At 54.3% G+C, this 18,167-nt stretch carries 13 protein-coding genes; 12 read left to right on the top strand and 1 reads right to left on the bottom strand.

Features of this window, described 5'->3' with window-relative positions:
- The first annotated feature begins 18 nt into the window (after window positions 1-18).
- A complete protein-coding gene (locus LA756_RS13375; protein WP_224435227.1) occupies window positions 19-1,857 on the top strand; it encodes a sulfatase-like hydrolase/transferase in 1,839 nt (612 codons plus the stop codon).
- Window positions 1,858-1,944: 87 nt separating this feature from the next.
- Here the strand turns inward: LA756_RS13375 and LA756_RS13370 are convergent, their stop codons facing one another.
- Window positions 1,945-4,152: a TolC family protein gene (locus tag LA756_RS13370; RefSeq protein ID WP_224435226.1), complete on the bottom strand. Its 2,208-nt coding sequence runs from the start codon at window positions 4,150-4,152 to the stop codon at window positions 1,945-1,947.
- Window positions 4,153-4,654: 502 nt separating this feature from the next.
- Here LA756_RS13370 and LA756_RS13365 point away from each other — a divergent pair.
- The 11 genes from LA756_RS13365 (at window position 4,655) to tssH (ending at window position 18,001) form a co-directional block, all read left to right on the top strand.
- Window positions 4,655-5,005, top strand: coding sequence for a hypothetical protein (locus LA756_RS13365; RefSeq protein WP_224435225.1), 351 nt, complete (start codon window positions 4,655-4,657; stop codon window positions 5,003-5,005).
- 3 nt (window positions 5,006-5,008) lie between these two features.
- On the top strand, window positions 5,009-5,695 hold the full coding sequence (locus LA756_RS13360) for a sigma-70 family RNA polymerase sigma factor (RefSeq protein ID WP_224435224.1): 687 nt from the start codon (window positions 5,009-5,011) through the stop codon (window positions 5,693-5,695).
- 219 nt (window positions 5,696-5,914) lie between these two features.
- Entirely contained in the window at window positions 5,915-7,042 is a 1,128-nt protein-coding gene (tssA, locus tag LA756_RS13355; RefSeq protein WP_224435223.1) for a type VI secretion system protein TssA, read from the top strand.
- A gap of 172 nt (window positions 7,043-7,214) precedes the next feature.
- Window positions 7,215-7,742 carry a type VI secretion system contractile sheath small subunit gene (gene tssB, locus LA756_RS13350; RefSeq protein WP_224435222.1) on the top strand — a complete coding sequence of 176 codons (528 nt, stop codon included), beginning with the start codon at window positions 7,215-7,217 and terminating at the stop codon, window positions 7,740-7,742.
- 2 nt (window positions 7,743-7,744) lie between these two features.
- Window positions 7,745-9,241 (top strand): type VI secretion system contractile sheath large subunit, encoded by a 1,497-nt coding sequence (tssC, locus tag LA756_RS13345; RefSeq protein WP_224435221.1) that lies wholly within the window; start codon window positions 7,745-7,747, stop codon window positions 9,239-9,241.
- Between the two features lie 94 nt (window positions 9,242-9,335).
- The gene (gene tssC / locus LA756_RS13340) at window positions 9,336-10,928 is read left to right on the top strand and encodes a type VI secretion system contractile sheath large subunit (RefSeq protein WP_224435220.1); all 1,593 of its coding nucleotides are present in this window, start codon (window positions 9,336-9,338) and stop codon (window positions 10,926-10,928) included.
- A gap of 45 nt (window positions 10,929-10,973) precedes the next feature.
- Window positions 10,974-11,768, top strand: coding sequence for a type VI secretion system accessory protein TagJ (locus LA756_RS13335; protein ID WP_224435219.1), 795 nt, complete (start codon window positions 10,974-10,976; stop codon window positions 11,766-11,768).
- A 22-nt stretch (window positions 11,769-11,790) separates the two neighbouring features.
- Window positions 11,791-12,288, top strand: a complete 498-nt coding sequence (tssE, locus tag LA756_RS13330) for a type VI secretion system baseplate subunit TssE (RefSeq protein ID WP_224435218.1) — start codon at window positions 11,791-11,793, stop codon at window positions 12,286-12,288.
- Window positions 12,285-14,117 (top strand): type VI secretion system baseplate subunit TssF, encoded by a 1,833-nt coding sequence (gene tssF / locus LA756_RS13325; RefSeq protein ID WP_224435217.1) that lies wholly within the window; start codon window positions 12,285-12,287, stop codon window positions 14,115-14,117. The genes tssE and tssF overlap by 4 nt, the downstream gene beginning before the upstream one ends.
- On the top strand, window positions 14,081-15,220 hold the full coding sequence (tssG, locus tag LA756_RS13320; RefSeq protein WP_224435216.1) for a type VI secretion system baseplate subunit TssG: 1,140 nt from the start codon (window positions 14,081-14,083) through the stop codon (window positions 15,218-15,220). The genes tssF and tssG overlap by 37 nt, the downstream gene beginning before the upstream one ends.
- Window positions 15,221-15,304: 84 nt before the next feature.
- Entirely contained in the window at window positions 15,305-18,001 is a 2,697-nt protein-coding gene (gene tssH, locus LA756_RS13315) for a type VI secretion system ATPase TssH (RefSeq protein ID WP_224435215.1), read from the top strand.
- The last annotated feature ends 166 nt before the right edge of the window (window positions 18,002-18,167 follow it).

The following is an 18,167-nucleotide window of genomic DNA, read 5'->3' as shown; positions in this document are numbered from 1 at the left end:
CCCCCTTGAGATGAAATCATGCAACGCGGTCTATTGAGTCTCGTTCTTTTGTTGATTTGCGGCACGTTTTCGTACGCCGCGGACAAGCCGAACTTCCTGTGGATCATGTCGGAAGACAACTCGAGCCATTTTCTGGAACTGTTCGATCCCACGGGAGCTTCCGCTCCAAACATCGAAGCCCTTGCCAGCGAAGGACTTGTGTTCGAGAACGCGTTCTCGAACGCTCCTGTCTGCAGCGTGGCCCGAACGACGCTGATCACCTCGTGCTATGCCCCACGGATCGGAACGATGCATCATCGCAAGAGTTTCATGGTGCCGATGCCGGAAGGATTGAAAATGTTTCCGGCCTACCTGCACGAGGCTGGGTACTATACGACCAACAACAGCAAAGAAGATTACAACGCAAAGAAATCCGCTGACGTGTGGGACGATTCGTCACGCAAAGCGAGCTGGAAAAATCGTGGAGAAGGGCAACCTTTTTTCCACGTTCAAACGTTCACGACAACCCACGAAAGCTCGTTGCATTTCCCTGAAAAGGACATCAACGACAAGCCAACGAAGACCGACCCTGAAACGGTTTTCGTCCCACCGCATCACCCCAAGACGAAGACGTTCAAATACACGTATGCTCGGTACCACGACCGCATCCAGGATGTCGACGCACAGATCGGAAAATTGATTGATCAGCTGAAGAAAGACGGCCTTTTGGAGTCGACGTTTGTGTTTTATTTCGGCGACCACGGAGGTGTGCTCCCGCGCGGCAAAGGGTATGCCTACGAAACTGGACTGCACATCCCCCTGGTAATCCGCATCCCCGAAAACTTCCGAGAAAACCTTCCTCAAAAGCCCAACACCCGAATCAAATCGTTCGTGAGTTTTGTCGATTTTGGGCCAACGGTTTTGAATCTGGCTGGTGTCAAAATTCCCGAAGGAATCGACGGTCACGCGTTTCTTGGATGGGGCGATCAGCAGCTGCAAGAGACCGACGAATCGTTCGGATACGCCGATCGATTCGACGAAAAGTACGACATGGTTCGCACGCTGCGGAAAGGAAAGTATCGCTACGTTCGCAATTTCCAGCCGTTCAATTTCGATGGCTTGATGAACAACTATCGCTACAAAATGGTGGCCTATCGAGAATGGCGAAAGCTGTACGATGCCGGCAAACTGAACGAAACAGAAGCTCAGTTCTTTAAGGCCCGTCCAGCTGAAATGTTGTTCGACGTCGAAGCTGATCCGTACGAAACAAAGAATCTGGCTAACGATCCAAAGCAGGCCAAAGTGCTCGCGGAACTACGAGGGCGGTTGAACCAGATTCTGACCGATATGCCTGATTTAGGTTTCTATCCCGAAAGTTACCTGGCGGAAAACGCCGTGGACAACCCGGTCGCATTCGGACAGAAGCACCAAGCCGAGATCGCTAAGCTTTTGGAAATCGCGAACCTGGAGAACCTTCCTTTCGCCAAAGCGAAGCCTCGTTTGGAAGAGGCTTTGCAGTCTTCCGATCCATGGCAGCGTTACTGGGGTGTGATTGCTTGTACGTCCCACGGAATGCCAGCTGTTTCGTTGGCGAAGTCGTTGGAATCAATCGCCGCGAACGATCCAGAGAATCTGGTACGTGTACGTGCTGCGGAGTTCTTGGCATTGCATGCCGAGATCGATCCGAATGCCGTGATCAAGCAGGCCATTGCCAATGCAGAAACGGCAACCGAAGCCAACTTGATTCTCAACACGGTTGTGCTGCTGCAAGATGGCCAGCCGGGCTATGCGTTCAAGCTGAAGCGTTCCGACTTCAAGCATGTGACAGGGAACCGAGGCGAATTGGATCGACGTCTCGAGTACCTATTCGGGAAATAGTTTTCTGCGACGCTTTCGAAATGAGAAAAGGCCTGAGACATCGAATGATGATTCAGGCCTTTTGAGTATCTGCTGCGAAGTGGCGGCTTAGTGGAGCCAGACTTCTTTGCCGGAGGTATCACTGCCGAACGAGAAGTTTTCGCTCGACTTCGCTTCGGCGGCTCGGATGATTGGCGCCGGAGCGATCCGTTCGACCGGAGCGATTGAATGGCCAGCCGGTTTGATAACACCGCTGCTTTGCGCGGAAGCCGATCGCAGTGGATTGTTTCTCACCGGCAGCGAACTGGTTCTCGCCGATGGCGAAACTTCGGGTGTTGCGGGTGGGATATTCAGCTTTTTCATCGGCGGTGTGACCGAGCCATCCTTGGGTTTGGCCACCAAGGTGTTATCGACTTTGCGAGGTTCGCCGATCACGGCTTCGTTGATCACGTAATTGTGATGAGCAGCACGCTTGTGAAGATCACGCATGACGGCATCGTTGTAAGCTTTTTGCGGCCACGGGCCTTCGGCAAGCGAGATCTGGTAGAACTCAAGCAGCGAGCCTTTTTCAAAGTGAACATTCTTCACCGCCAAGGCATAGTCGACACGTGCCTGGTTGAACAAAGCACTCGAGTCGATCACGCGGCGTTGGGCTTCCAGCAGCAAGTCGATCGGAGCTTTACCGGCTTCGTAACTCGCACGCACGGTCGCCTCTTGAGCGTTGGCAGCTTCGCGGCGATTGAAGAGCAGTTCCATGATTTCATAGGCACGTTGAATTTCCGCGTAGGAATTCGACAGGCCGTACATGATCTGCTTTTCCTGTTCCTCGCGAACCGCTTTAGCTCGAGCCAATGCCAATTCGCTGCTGCGGACGGCTGAATGGGCTCGACGGAAACCGATCGGCATGTCGAACTCGAAGCCAAGTTGGTATTCGGCGAAGTCGCCATCGGTCAGGCTCTGCAGGGCACCTGCTTCGCCGGGGATGCTGCTTTCGTCGGACAATGTTGGGCCGAAGCCACGCTGACGATAGCGTGCGATCAAGTCCAAGTTGGGCTTCAGAAAGTTGCGGTTGGCCAGCAGTTCCAGTTCACGCTGTTTGATAACCCATTTCTGGCGACGCAGTTCTGGGCGACGTGCCAAGGCTTCCGTTGCAACCGCGTTCCAGTCGAATTGAACTTTCGCGACTGGGGCTTCTGTCGAAGGACGGATCAAACGGCCATTGGTTTGCGTCAGTCCCATCATGAAACGCAAGCGACGTTCGGCCACGCGAACACCACCGGGGTTGTTGAACGTACCACCAAGCGAACCGTTGTTCCCGCGGGTGCGTTCGACGAGTCGGCCGTTCAAAGCGTTGACCACTTCGACTTGGAAGCGGAAGTATTGTTCGCGAGCTTGGGCTTCGGTATCGGCCGACTTTTTGTCTGCTTCGACGTTGGCGTAGGCCTTCTTCCAAACTTCCAGCACGTTGTTACGTGCATTGATTTTGACATCGAGATCTCGGTAAGCGAAGAACAAGTCCCAGTAAGCGTTTTCGACGTCGCTCACCAGGTTTCGCACGGCAATCTCGAAGTCGGCCAGGCTGATGTCGGTGCGTGTGCGAGCGATCAAAACACCATTGGCAAAACCAGGTTCGCCGTTGGGGCCTGCGATGCGGTTGAACATGACGCCGGCACCTTGGAGTAATGGCTGACGTACTTCGGCATCGATGTAGGTGTCCCAGCCGGCGCTGAAGATCTTTTGTGGATTGTTGTTGTAGTCGTATTCGGTGATACCACGAATCGAGACCAAACCACCGGTCGCGTTTCGCTTGCTCAGGTTCACTTCGTAGTTGTGCAAGTCTTGCTGGAAGAAACCATTGTCACCAACGGTAAAGTTGTTGACGCGGCGATCGTTCGATTCAAAGTAAGCGCCGGCGCCGAATGTCGCATCGAAGGCGCTCAGTGCCGCTTCTTCACCGAATCGTCCATCGGTGTAGACGATTGCGGGGTCGTACATCGAAACTAATGCTTCGGGGCTGCGAAGCACACCGCCGAGGTCTTTCATGACCTGCGAGTTTTGAAGAGCCAGGCGAACCGCTTCTTCCAGGCTCAAGTCCCAGTAGCCGGTTTCCAGGTTGATATTGTCAGGATTGATTGCATCTGGCGAGTCAGGAATCTCTAGCCAGTCTTCGTCTTCACACACGCTGGGGACAGGGTCTTCGATCTTCAGACCACGATCGGCGTATTCCGAGATGAGGCACTCGTCATATGCGGGTGGATCGGGGCAATCGTAGCTTTTCCAACACGGATGCAAGCAACCGCTCAGCCCGGTCGTCATGCAGGTGCCTAAAACTACGAACCAATGTGTATAGCGATTTAGCATCGCTAGTTCCCTCCTGGGGTCGATCGTACGTGCCAACTGGCCGTTGTGTGGGTGACGGTCGTTTGCGCGAAGGATGAGCCGATGCAAAATCTGACAGGGTCGATCGTCAGCTGGGTCGTGCGCACCACGCTTCTGGGTTGAATCCTTCACCGTCTTTTTCGGCTGTCAGTATTTGTAAACTCAATAAAACCCGTACTTTCTGAGGATCGGTTAGGAATGGTCTGATGCATGCAATCGCTAGCAACGGTGGTTGCCTCGCCCTGGTTTTCCTAACCGGAATAGTCGCCGGAAGATGCCAGCGGTTCTGGCAATGCATTGCTGACTGATTGGAATGATTGGAAGGATTGGTATACTCACGGGACGTGGAGCACACAGGCAATGGGGGTTGCCTGATCAAAACGTTCCACCAACGGCAGTGGTTTATCCAACTGACGGGGCAATAACTTAGGGGGGAGCTATGCCTTCCGGAAACTGGAATTCCGATCCATCGGAAGACGATCGCGCACGGGACGAGCTTTCCGAAAACGCGTGGTCGCTGGACGATGTTCTGCGCCGCACGGGTGATTCGGGGCAGATCGATGACGTTGTCGAAACGATCAAGCAGCTCCAACAAGCCAATCCCCAGGCCAAACCCAACGAGATCGATACCATCACTCGTTTCGTGCTGGCTTTTCTGAAACGCCGCTATCCAGACTTGCCGCTGAAGAGCGAAAAAGTGCTGACGATGGCCTCTTCGATCGCCCAGTCGCTGATCGAAGACCCGGTGGCCAGCGAACGAATGCGTCTCCTTTGGTCCCAGTTGAGTTAAGCCATGACTGCTGAAGCGACCCAACTCGAGCAACGCATCCAGGAAAACCAAGGGCTGGTGGTTTCTCTGGCGAAATCAATTCATCGGAAACTGCCGCCGCAGATCGGCATGGACGACCTGATCGCCTACGGTCAATTGGGCCTGGCAGAGGCCGCTCAGTCGTTCCAAGACGATAAAGGGGCCAGTTTCTCGACGTTTGCCTACTATCGCATTCGAGGAGCGATCTACGATGGCATCTCGAAAATGAGCTGGAACTCGCACGCCGCACGCATGCAGAACCGGTACCAGAAAATGGCTGCCGATACGCTTCAAGCAGGTGCTGCCGAAGGCGATCCGGCCAAAGCAACTGCCGAAGAAAACGCGAAATGGCTGGGGAGTCTCACCGAGAAACTAGCCATCGTTTACTTGGCCAGCCATGGGGAAGAAACCCAGCATGCGTTTCAGGCCGTCGCCGATGCACGAGCCGAAAAGCCGGACGATCAGCTCGAGAACGAAGAGATCCAGCGTTTGCTGAAAAAGCTGCTCAAAACGTTAGCCCCGCAAGAGCAAGACTTGATCCGGATGACCTATTACGAGGGACTCAGCCTGAAGGAAGCGGCCGACAAGCTTGGAAAGAGCAAGTCGTGGGCAAGTCGACTGCACCAAGCGATCCTCGAGCGACTTGCGAGAGCCCTGCGGCAGACTACTTAAAGCTATGTCGAATGAGAAGTTAAGTTAAATGGTAGGGATTAAATCGATCGGAATGGTTTTTAGGAGAGTGGATAGCCGAAGAGCACCGTAAGAGGACTTCTGCAAGTGGTTTGGCCAGGCAGATTGGCCCCTACAACTTGGTTGAAGTTCCCAGATTGACACTTATACTTTCGCGGCAATTTGGTTGTCCCGTCCGCATTTCGTCCGAGAAGAACCGCCATGGCATTCCCACAAGTGCTAGATGTTGAGTCGCTGATCACTCCGATTTCGGAAGATAGTCCGAGCGGTGTCGAGCTTCGTCGTTCCGACAATGCGACAGAGTTCTTCGACCTTCGCGAGGTATTCAATCAATCCAACAAAGCAGAACGTGATCTCCTTCAAGCGATGGCATTTCCGGACGAAGAGTTTCCGGACTTAAAAGATCCTCAGTGGGAAGAGGTTCGCGATCGAGCGGTCAACATACTCTTGAGTTATTCCAAAGACGTTTCGGTCGCATCCTGGTTAATCGAAGCGACGATGCGTTTGGATGGCATCCCAGGCGTCCGCGACGGTTTCAAGGTGATGCTCGAAATCTGTCGTCGCTATTGGGACACGATCCATCCCGAGCCCGACGAAGACGAAGGATACGCAGAAACCGTTTCCCAGTTGGTCGGTCTGACAAGCGATCGAACGTTCGGCGTGATCGACAACATGCCACTTACCAGTGGCGCCGGCGGTAACTTCTCGATGTTCGATTTCAACGAATCCAATCGCTTGGACGGTATGGATGCGGAGGAGCGGCAGCGACATCTTGCCAACGGAGCCATCGAGCGGTTTACGTTTGATGAATCGTTCCGGGCAACGCCTCGCGAGCACTGGGACAACGTCGTAGAGGACCTCGACGCGGTTATCGATACGATCCGAGAACTAGGCAGTTTTCTGGACGAGCGTTGTCTGCGGAACTCGTACGGCGAAGAGACCTCGCCGTCGATGACTTCGTTTCGTCAGAAGCTGGAGTCGATCCGTTCCACCGTCCAACAACTGATGTCGGAACTGTTACTGGACGAAGTTGGAGATGCTGCTGAAGCAGGAGACGCCGCCGAGGAGAGTGGCGAGACGGTCGTCCAGCAGAAGGCGGTCGTCGGTACCATTCAGTCGCGAGCCGACGCAATCAAAATGATTCGTAAAGTGGCGGAGTACTTCCGCAAAACGGAACCACAGTCGTTCCTGCACTTTAAGTTAGAGCAAGCAGCACGCTGGGCTGAAATGCCATTTCCAGAGTTGCTTAAAGAGCTGCTCCGTGACGAAACGGCCATGAGCGAGTTGCATCGCCAAACAGGGATTCCGATTCCTAGCGAAGACGATTAGTGAAAATCCTTTAATATCTGCCTGACTTCGATTGAAAACTGTGCGGATATTTCCGAAATTAGGGGCAGGTTAAGTAGGGGCAATACTTGGCCAGTGACGATGCGTGCTGTCCAGAAAAGCTCAATCCGCTTTTCCTAAACGCATCTAGTAGTACTGACATTGAGGGGAAACGATGGCTGAAAGTTATCAAAAGAGGCTCAATCGCGTTCGAAAGCCTCGTGTCCACATCACTTACGACGTGGAGACCGGCGATGCGATGGAAAAGAAGGAGCTTCCATTCGTGGTGGGTGTCATGGGGGACTTCTCCGGCAACCCTGCGGAAAAGCTGGAACCGCTGAAGGATCGCAAGTTCGTTCAAATCGATCGCGATAACTTCGACGACGTGATGAAGCGATTCCGTCCAGAACTGAACATGCGTGTCGACAACACGCTCGCGGACGACGGCTCGCAGATGGCGGTCAATCTGAAGTTCAACTCGATGGACGACTTCAGCCCAGCCAATGTCGCCAAGCAGATCGAACCTCTTAAGAAGTTGCTGGCCACCCGCGACAATCTCCGCGACTTGCTGACAAAGATCGACCGTAGTGACGATCTGGAAACGCTCTTGGAACAAGTCATGAACGATGCCGATCAGCTGAAAAAGTTGGCTTCGGAATTGGGCGTAAATGAATCGGACGGTTCCGACAAGGGAGATAGCTAACGATGAGTGCTGGCGAACAACAATCGGCCCAATCGGCCGCACAGAACGAAGAAGCTACCAGCTTGCTCGATGCCGCGATCACCGCGACCAAGCAAACCGAGCAGCCGCGTGCTAAGGAACTGATCGAAACTTTGGTCCAAGAGGCCATGAAGGGAACGGTCACGTTCGACAAAGACATCATCCGCACGATCAACCAAGGGATCGCCGCCATCGACGAAGCGGTCTCGAAGCAGTTGGCCGCGGTCATGCATCACTCCGAATTCCAAAAGCTGGAAGGTAGCTGGCGCGGCCTGCATTACCTCGTCAGCAACAGCGAAACGGGCGAGATGCTGAAGCTTCGCGTGCTCAACGCGTCGAAGAAGGACCTTTCCAAGGACTTGGAACGTGCCGTCGAATTCGACCAAAGCACCGTCTTCAAGAAGATCTACGAAAGCGAATTCGGTCTTGCCGGTGGTACGCCTTACGGCGCGCTGATTGGCAACTACGAATGGGACAACACCCCTGACGATATTGCCGCGATGGAAAAGATGTCAGGCGTCGCCGCCGCGGCATTTGCTCCATTCCTGACCGCTCCGAGCGCTGCGTTCTTTGGCTTTGACGACTGGGAAGAGCTCTCCAAGCCTCGCGACTTGGCGAAGATTTTCGACTCGCAAGAGTACATCAAGTGGAACTCGTTCCGTCAGTCGGAAGATTCCCGCTTCGTCACGATGTGCATGCCTCGTACGCTTGCTCGCTTGCCATACGGTGCTGCGACGAAGCCGATCGAAGAGTTTGCTTACGAAGAAGTCGCGACCGGCCCTGGCGGTCAGCCAATCGAAGTCGATCACGAAGAATATTGCTGGATGAATACCGCCTTCGTGATGGGCGCCAAGCTGACCGATGCTTTCGCCAAGACCGGCTGGTGCACGGCCATCCGTGGTGTCGAAAACGGCGGTAAAGTCGAAGGACTGCCGGTTCACGTTTTCAAGAGCAGCGACGGTGACTCCGGCGTGAAGTGTCCGACCGAAGTGGCGATTACCGATCGTCGCGAAGCGGAACTGAGCAAGCTTGGTTTCCTTTCGCTCTGTCACTTTAAAGATACCGACTACTCCGTCTTCTTTGGTGGCCAGACCACGCAGAAGCCGAAGCAGTACCACGAACCAGATGCCACTGCGAACGCCGAAATCTCGGCCCGCTTGCCGTACATCATGGCTTCGTCCCGTTTCGCTCATTACCTGAAGGTGATCGCCCGAGACAAAGTTGGCGCCTTCATGGAACGCGACGACTGCGAACGTTGGTTGAACAACTGGATTCATAACTACGTTTGTGCGGATGAAAAACCATCGGCGGAAGTCAAAGCACGACTGCCGTTGGCTGAAGCACGCGTGGAAGTCACCGAAACGCCCGGCAAGCCCGGTTCGTACAACGCGGTGGCCTATCTGCGTCCGTGGCTGCAGATGGAAGAATTGACCGCCTCGCTTCGCATGGTGGCTTCCATTCCGCAGAAGTCAGGCGGCTAGTTTCGCCTGTCCCAGGTAAGCAATCCCAGAGGCACATTGGGGACCGCTCCTCTGTGCCTTTTTTTATTACCTTCTTCTCTGCGCCGATGCCGCGATGAGTGCCAAGTTTCAATCGCAACCTGAAGATTACGCCGAGCCTCTCACGACCGAGGCCTCTCCGCAAGATTCGCCGGAGATCGCCTCGGAAGCGGATGCGTCTGGCTCGATTCTCGATTGGATTGTTTCCAACGAGAACGTCGCGCATGCCCAGCGTGCTTCGCATCGTTGGGACGACTTCATTCATGCCCCGACCGTTCGAGAAAAGCTGCTCGCTTGGCTGGGGAAGATCGATGGTCTATCGCAAAAGTCACTTGTGCGTCGTCTGAATGCGGACGTTGCCCAGATCGATCAGTGGCTCAACGATCAGCTCAATGCCATTTTGCATCATCCGCAGTTTCAAAGACTAGAAGCCTCGTGGCGTGGCCTTCAGTACCTGACCGATATGGTCGATGAAGAAGCCGATCGCGAACAAGTGCACATTCGCGTGCTGAATGCCAGTTGGAAAGAAGTTGAGCGTGATATTGAACGCGCCGTCGAGTTCGATTCCAGCGAATTGTTCAAAAAGATCTACGAAGAAGAATTCGGTACCGCCGGCGGAAAGCCTTACGGCGTGATGATTGGCGATTACGAGATTCATCCTAATCCAACGAAAAATCATCCACATCGAGATCTCGACACGCTGCAAGGTCTCGCCGGAATTGCCGCCGCCGCGTTCTGTCCGTTTATCGCCGCGGCAAGCCCGATGATGTTTGGCTTGGATGATTATGCGGGGCTCGAGCATGTCGAGAACCTGCGTTCTGGGTTCGATCAGGCCGAGTTCACCCAGTGGCATGCATTTCGCAAAACGGAAGATTCACGTTTTGTTGCGTTGACGATGCCGCACGTGCTGATGCGGCTTCCGTATGAAACCTTTGATGCTCGCGCCGACGGTTTCAGTTTTCGTGAGGAAGTCAGCGGCCGCGATCGACGCAATTACCTTTGGGGTAATGCTTCGTATGCATTCGCCGAAGTGCTGATCCGGGCCTATTCCGAATGTGGCTGGCTCGCCCAGATTCGTGGTGTTCAGCGGAACATCGTTGGAGGCGGATTAGTCAGTCGATTGCCGGTCGACTATTTTCACACCGATCGGCATGGAGTCGCTCCGAAGTCTTCAACCGATTGCCTGATCTCGGATCGACAAGAGGCTGAACTAGCCCATCTCGGTTTCATTCCGCTGACGCACTGTCACGATACCGAGTTCAGTGCTTTTTACTCAAATCAAACCGTGCAAAAGCCACGTGTTTACGAGGACGAAGCCGCTTCGCAGAATGCCAAGATCTCTTCGATGCTGCAGTACATCCTTTGTTCGTCGCAGTTTGCTCATGCGTTGAAGGTCATCGCCCGCGACAAAGTGGGTACCTTCGAAGACCGTCAGGCCATCGAACAGTTTCTGAGCGATTGGATTCACAACTACGTGACTCCAGACGAAAAGGCGAGTCCTGAAACGAAGGCCTCACGGCCACTCCGCCAAGCCGACATTCAGCTTCGCGACGATCCGAGCAAGCCTGGCTCGTACCATTGCAACTTTAGGCTTTGGCCTCACTATCAACTCGATGACCTGGTCGCATCGATTCGGATGAAGACTACCATCGAAGGTCGCCGAAAATAAGCTTACAATCCAACATTGGCTGAGAATCGACTGCAGGGGAAGCACATGAGTATCGGCGAACAACTTAAGAATGGGCAACTGAACGAAGCGATCGACGCGGCGATTCAGGATGTCAAAAAGAAGCCCATGCAATGGGACTTGCGAATTGCACTGGCCCAACTTCTTTGCCTGCGTGGCGACTTGGAGCGTGCCGATAACCATTTGGACACCGCCCAGATTCAATCGCCCGATGCATTGCTGCGGATTTCGATGTATCGCCAAATGATTCGTGGCGAAATGACTCGGAACGAGTGTTGGCAGGAAGGCCGTACGCCTGACTTGATGCAAAATCAGGATCCGAGCCCACTGTTCGAGAAAACTCTCCGCATGATTCTTGCGATGCGAGAAGGAAAGAACACGGAGGCCGTTCAACTGGTCGACGAGATCGAAGAGGAACGTCCTGTCGTCCAAGGGACGTGCGATGGTGTCGCGTTCGAGGATATCCGCGATCAAGACGACCGGACCGCTTACTTCATGGAAACGATCACCAGCAATGGCAAATATTTCTGGCTTCCATTCGATTCGATTGACTCGATCGAGTTCCATGCCCCGGAACAGCCATGCGATTTAATCTGGCGTCGAGCGACCATGAATGCCTTCGGTCAAGAAGGCGACGTCTTCGTCAACGCATTGTATCCCGGCAGTTCGGCTAGTGATGACATCACGCACAAGCTGGGGCAAAGCACGGCCTGGCTCGGGGGAGAAGGAGAGCCCGGCTGCGGACTTGGCCAACGGATGTTCTGGCTCGGTGAAGACGAGAAGTCGATCATGGAGATCGGCACATTGGAATTCTCGAAGTAAATCAGCGATTCAGGAGGGATCAATGTCGCGAGGGAATCCTGAGGAAGAGCCGCTCATGCCGTCGGTCTTTGACCGATTGCTCGATTTCGAGCCGTACAACTCCCAGGAAACGCCACGATCGCAAACACAGACGATGCGCGAGATTCGCGAGTCGGTGATGCGTGATCTGGAAAACTTGCTTAACACGCGTTGGCGTTGCAAGTCGTGGCCCCCCGACATGAAAGAACTGAGCAACTCGCTGGTGAACTATGGCATTCCCGATTTTTCGTCGATCGATCTCAGCTCCGAGATGGATCGTAATTCGTTACGGGAAGCGATCGAGTTCGCGATTCGTACTTTTGAAACGCGGTTTGTGACGGTGTCGGTCGAGATTCCTCCGGATCACAAGAAGGAAGATCGCACGCTGCGGTTTATTATCAGGGCCGAACTCCACGCCACTCCGGCTCCTGAGCCCATCGTCTTTGATTCGAAGTTGGAGCCATCGGATCATCTATTTCATGTCAAACGGAAGGATCGATGAGCGACGAACTGCTCGATTTTTATCGACGCGAACGTGCTTACCTGTTGGATCAGGGAAAGGCTTTCGCGCGAGCTAATCCAAAAATAGCCAGCCGTTTGGGTTTGGGTGGGGATGATTTCAAAGATCCTCACGTCGGCCGATTGGTCGAATCGTTTGCCTACCTCAATGCACGCACACGGCTGAAGCTGGAGGACGACTTTCCTGAGATTGCGGCCTCGATGCTGGAGGTGTTGTTTCCGCATTTGCTGCGGCCGATTCCTTCGATGTCGGTCGTACAGTTTGGTTTGGACAGGGCCCAAGTCGAAGCCTTCAATGGCATTCAAGTCGCCAAAGGGACCAGCCTGGAAACGGAGCCGATTGACGGCGATCCATGCCGCTTTCGTACCTGCTACCCCGTCACTTGTTGGCCGATCGAGATTACCGATGTCGGGATGATGAGCCATCCGTTCGAGGCTCCCCAGACGCCGTACAACGCCGATTCGACGGCGATGATTCGGATTCGCTTGAACAGCTTTTCTTCAAGCGGGGCACTGAATCAGCTGAAGATGAAGTCGCTTCGTTTCTTCATCAAGGAGCAAGCACCCTACAAATTCGACTTGTACCAACTGCTGATGACTTCCGTTGTTGGAGTAGCCGTCGCCGAAAGTTCCAAGTCGGCCAGGTACGAAATGCTTGGTCCGCGTTGTATCGAACCGGTCGGTTTCCGGCGTGACGAAGGGATGTTCGATTACCCCGCTCGATCGTTCCTGGGGTATCGCTTGTTGGCCGAGTTCTTCACGTTTGCCGACAAGTTCCTCTTCTTCGATTTGAATCTCGAAAACTGTTTGAAGAAAATCTCCGGCAATCAGGCCGAAATCTATATCTTCCTCAAGGAAAGCAACTCCGATCTCGAACGTCGTTTGCAAGCCGATACGTTGCGGATTGGATGCACGCCGATCACCAACTTGTATCGTCAAGAGGCGGAGCCCATTCGTCTGACGCACGAGAAGACAGAGTATCACTTGATACCAGACGCGCGTCGTCCGTTCGCCAACGAGATTTACTCGGTCGACGAAGTCACCGCCGTTTCGCAAGATCATCGTGAAGTCAGCTACCATCCGTTTTATTCGTTCAAGCATGCCTCGCAGGCCAGTTCGGCCAGCACCTACTGGCATGCCACACGTCGGCCGAATCCCAAAGGGGAAGAGATCAACGATCGTGGCACGGAGTTATTCCTGTCGGTGGTCGACTTGGATTTCAAACCAAGTTCTGAAGCCCAATGGAGTTTGCATGCCGATCTGACATGCTTCAATCGAGACTTACCGGAACGGTTGCCCTTTGGCGGAGATCAGCCGAAGCTCTCGATGTCAGGTCTTGCTCCGATTACGAAAATCCGCTGTTTGCAGCCTCCCACTCCGACGCGTCGGCCAGACATGGAGCAAGGCATTCGCTGGCGGTTGATTTCGCATCTTTCGTTGAATCATCTTTCTTTGAGCGACAACGAAGAAGGATCGCACGCGCTGCGAGAGATTTTGGGTCTGTACGACTACGTCGATTCCGGGGTCAGTCGTGCGTTTACCGAAGGAGTTCAATCGGTTCGCAGCGAACCATGTACGGCGCGAGTCAAAACACCCAATGGCACTGTCTTCTGCCGCGGAACGCGAATTCACCTGACGTTCGATTCCAGCAGCTATACCGGCGGCGGGATGTTTCTGATGGCGAGCGTCCTGGAACGATTCTTCGCGTTGTACTGTACTATCAATTCCTTCACACAGACGGTCATGCATGACGAGACCGGCAAGGAGATCTATCGTTGGGCACCGAGGGCCGGCGAAAACGTGCTACTGTAGCAAGCCGTTTGATCGAGAAGCCGTATCAGTTCGACTTCTTCCAGGCCATGCGTCTGCTGGAGCGTGTTGCGCAGGAAGATCCCGACGCGTTTCCTGATTGGAAGTCGGTCGGTCGCGACGGTCCGCCGCAGCGCGAATTGGTCGAGTTAAAGGTGCTCTGCGCCCGAACATTTCCACCAAGCGAAGTGACGTCGATCATTCGCAAGCGTCCTGATGCTGAGCATGCCCATCCCGAAGGGGAACCACCCTTCACGATGACGACCACCTTCATGGGGATATTTGGTGCCCAGGGGGTGATGCCGATGCATTATACGCAAACGATCCTCGATCGGGTTCGGCGAAAAGATTATGCCCTGCGCGACTTCATCGACTTGTTCCATCACCGGATTTTGTCGCTCTTTTACAAAGCGTGGGAGAAGTATCGCTTTCCGATCGCCTTTGAACGTGCTCGACGTCATTCACTGAAACCGAAAGAGCTGGACCTCTTTACCAAGTCGCTGCATGCATTGGTCGGCATGGGGACCGATGGCGTTCGTCAACGTTTGCTGATCGATGACGAGACATTTCTATACTACGCCGGCCACTTCGCCCACCGTCCTCGCTCGGCGTTGGGGCTGCAACAGATCTTGGAAGACTACTTCGCGTTTGATGTCGTCGTGCAGCAGTACACCGGCCATTGGCTTTACCTCGACCCGGCCGATCAGTCTCGCTTGCCGAACGCCTCCGGCACGCTCGGAGGAAACAACCGTTTAGGCGAGGAGACGGTGATTGGCCAGCGGATGTGGAACTGCGAGACACGCTTTCGTTTGCGCATCGGTCCGGTCGGTTATCAGCAGTACCAGCGACTGATGCCTAATGGCGATCAGCTGGCCGAAGTCGCACAACTGACGCGGACCTATGTTGGGAATTCATTGGATTTCGATACACAGCTAGTGTTAAAAAAATCGGAGGTTCCTCCCTGTGTCTTAGGGAGCGAGGAAGAGCCATGTTATTTGGGGTATAACATGTGGCTGCGCGTCGGCGAATTCGTCAACGACGTTGAAGATGCCGTGTTCCAGCACTCGGGGTATCCGCTGGGCACCACACAGACGGCGACGCAATAAGAAGATCAATTCACGTACGAATTGGGGCATGTCGGATCAACTCGGGAAACATTCAAAGATTGAATTGAAAGGGATCGACCTACCATGGCATCCGTAAATTTGAAATCGTTGGTGGGCAAGCTGAACGGGACGTGTCGGCGAACGCTGGAAGCAGCGGCTGGCTTGTGCCTTTCGCGAACGAACTATAACGTCGAGATCGAGCATTGGCTGACGAAGATCCTCGAAACGCCCAACACCGATCTCGAAGCGATCATGCGCAACTACGAGATCGATCCCAGTAAGTTCATCACCGAACTTTCTCGAGCGATGGACAAGCTGAAGACCGGCAATGCTCGGCCACCGGCACTTAGCCAAACCGTTGTCGACTTGGCTCGCGACGCATGGCTCTTGGCTTCGGTCGACTACTTGGAGCCAACCGTTCGCAGTGGGCACTTGGTGATCGCCATGCTGTCGGATCGCATCACCGCCCAATCGGTGCTGTCTAGTTGTCCCGAACTGGAAAAGATTAGCCTCGAAGATCTGAAAACGCACCTCGCGAAGATCACCGCCGAAACCTCCGAAGAGGAAGAATCGCAGGCTTCGATCGCGACGACGTCCAGCAGCGGAACAAGCGGTGGCGGTCCTGCCAAACCGACGAAAACGCCAGGCCTAGATCAGTTCACCATCGACTTGACCGAGCGAGCCAAGAAGGGTGAAATCGATCCGGTTCTCGGTCGCGATGACGAAATCCGCCAAATCGTCGATATCCTGTGCCGTCGCCGTCAAAACAATCCAATCCTCACCGGCGAAGCTGGCGTCGGTAAGACGGCTGTCGTCGAAGGGTTCGCACTTCGTGTGGCTGCCGAAGACGTGCCCGACGCGCTCAAGAATGTTTCGATCCGTGCCCTCGATCTCGCTCTGCTGCAAGCCGGAGCCGGGGTGAAAGGGGAATTCGAGAACCGATTGAAATCGGTGATCGAAGAGGTCAAATCATCTCCCAAGCCGATCATCCTGTTCATTGACGAAGCCCACACCATGATCGGGGCCGGCGGACAAGCAGGGCAGGGAGATGCTGCCAACTTGCTGAAACCAGCTCTGGCACGTGGCGAACTCCGAACAATCGCTGCGACGACTTGGGCAGAATACAAGAAGTACTTCGAACGCGATGCGGCCCTGGCTCGTCGCTTTCAAGTGGTCAAAGTTGAAGAACCAAGCGAAGACAAATGCATCGGCATGATGCGTGGTCTTGTGGCGACGCTCGAGCATCACCACAACGTTCGCATTCTGAACGAAGCAGTCGAGTCGGCGGTCAAGCTTTCCAATCGGTACATCTCCGGGCGGCAGTTGCCTGACAAAGCGGTTAGCCTGTTGGACACCGCATGTGCACGCATTGGCTTGAGCCAAAACTCAACGCCACCCCAGATCGAGCACCTGACCCGCTTGATCGATCGGATCGATACCGAGGTGGAAATCCTCAACCGCGAAATGGCCGCTGGTGCCGAAGGGCACGAGGAAACGATTGCCCAGTTGGAAGAGCAGAAGACCGCTTCCGAAGCAGAGCTGGAAGCGTTAACCAAACGCTGGGAGCAAGAAAAAGAACTGGTCAATCAAATCCGTGAGATTCAGGATGAATTGGCCGAAGATGACGCCAAACGTCGCAAAGCAGTACCGGAAGGAGAGCCGAAGCCAGAACTGCTTTCCGAAGAGCAGCGTGCCGAAATCAAGCAGCGCGTCAAGAAAGAGCAAGCCGACTTGCTGGAAATCCAGGGAGAATCCCCCTTGGTCCATATCTGCTGCGATACCAATGCCGTCGCGGAAACGGTCGGCGCTTGGACCGGAATTCCTGTCGGTAAGATGGTGGCTAACGAGATCGCAACCGTTCTCAAGCTGCAGGACATGATGGAAGAAAACGTCGTCGGTCAGTCGCACGCGATGGTGCAGATTGCCGAAAGCATCAAGACGTCTCGTGCTAACTTGGAAGATCCCAATCGTCCGATCGGGATCTTCCTGCTCGCGGGGACCAGTGGTGTCGGTAAGACCGAAACGGCGCTGACGCTGGCCAACCTGCTTTACGGTGGCGAGCAAAACATGACGACCATTAACATGTCGGAGTTCAAAGAAGAGCACAAAGTTTCGCTGCTGATGGGTTCCCCTCCCGGGTACGTCGGTTATGGAGAAGGGGGCGTGTTGACCGAAGCCGTACGTCGCAAACCGTACAGCGTTGTGCTGCTCGATGAAATGGAAAAAGCGCATCCTGGCGTGCAAGACATCTTTTACCAAGTGTTCGATAAGGGGCACATGAAAGATGGTGAAGGTCGCGACATCGACTTTAAGAACACCGTCATCATCATGACTTCCAACGCCGGCACCGACTTGATCATGAGCCTCTGCAAAGATCCCGAAACGCGGCCTGATCCGCAGGGACTGCACGACGCGATGCACGAGGAACTACTCAAGACGTTCAAGCCCGCATTCCTTGGTCGCGTGTCGATCATTCCTTATTTCCCACTCGACGACGACGTGATGAAGAAGATCATCCGTTTGAAGTTGAAGAAGGTCGGCCGCCGTGTGCAGGATCATTACCGTGCGACGTTCGATTACTCCGATGCATTGGTCGACGCCATCGCCGCGCGTTGCACCGAAGTCGATACCGGGGCACGAAATGTCGACAAGATCCTGACGCGGACGCTGCTTCCGGAAATGTCGGGCGAGTTCCTCTCTCGCATGGCCGAAGGCAAAGAGATCAAAGCGGTCGGCGTCGACGTCGATAAAGATGGCAACTTCGTCTACGAGGTCGGCTAGTCCGATTATGCGGATCAAGTAAACTGAATCGTCCACTCCGATTCTTCCAACGGCAGCACCTCGCTGCCGTTTTTTTGTGGACGTTTCTTCTGGTTTGACTCGTCAAATCGGGGGAACTACGCGCTCTGCGTTTATAGTGAAACGTCGTATGTCCCACCTGCGGGCA

The sequence above is a fragment of the Bremerella sp. TYQ1 genome (assembly GCF_020150455.1).
GTDB classification, from domain to species: domain Bacteria; phylum Planctomycetota; class Planctomycetia; order Pirellulales; family Pirellulaceae; genus Bremerella; species Bremerella volcania_A.
This window is presented reverse-complemented; position numbering and strand designations above follow the sequence as displayed.

Coding starts and splice junctions, on each gene's coding strand:
- LA756_RS13375 (WP_224435227.1), top strand. CDS start 19: ATGCAACGCGGTCTATTGAGTCTCGTTCTTTTGTTGATTTGCGGCACG.
- LA756_RS13370 (WP_224435226.1), bottom strand. CDS start 4,152: ATGACGACCGGGCTGAGCGGTTGCTTGCATCCGTGTTGGAAAAGCTAC.
- LA756_RS13365 (WP_224435225.1), top strand. CDS start 4,655: ATGCCTTCCGGAAACTGGAATTCCGATCCATCGGAAGACGATCGCGCA.
- LA756_RS13360 (WP_224435224.1), top strand. CDS start 5,009: ATGACTGCTGAAGCGACCCAACTCGAGCAACGCATCCAGGAAAACCAA.
- tssA (WP_224435223.1), top strand. CDS start 5,915: ATGGCATTCCCACAAGTGCTAGATGTTGAGTCGCTGATCACTCCGATT.
- tssB (WP_224435222.1), top strand. CDS start 7,215: ATGGCTGAAAGTTATCAAAAGAGGCTCAATCGCGTTCGAAAGCCTCGT.
- tssC (WP_224435221.1), top strand. CDS start 7,745: ATGAGTGCTGGCGAACAACAATCGGCCCAATCGGCCGCACAGAACGAA.
- tssC (WP_224435220.1), top strand. CDS start 9,336: ATGAGTGCCAAGTTTCAATCGCAACCTGAAGATTACGCCGAGCCTCTC.
- LA756_RS13335 (WP_224435219.1), top strand. CDS start 10,974: ATGAGTATCGGCGAACAACTTAAGAATGGGCAACTGAACGAAGCGATC.
- tssE (WP_224435218.1), top strand. CDS start 11,791: ATGTCGCGAGGGAATCCTGAGGAAGAGCCGCTCATGCCGTCGGTCTTT.
- tssF (WP_224435217.1), top strand. CDS start 12,285: ATGAGCGACGAACTGCTCGATTTTTATCGACGCGAACGTGCTTACCTG.
- tssH (WP_224435215.1), top strand. CDS start 15,305: ATGGCATCCGTAAATTTGAAATCGTTGGTGGGCAAGCTGAACGGGACG.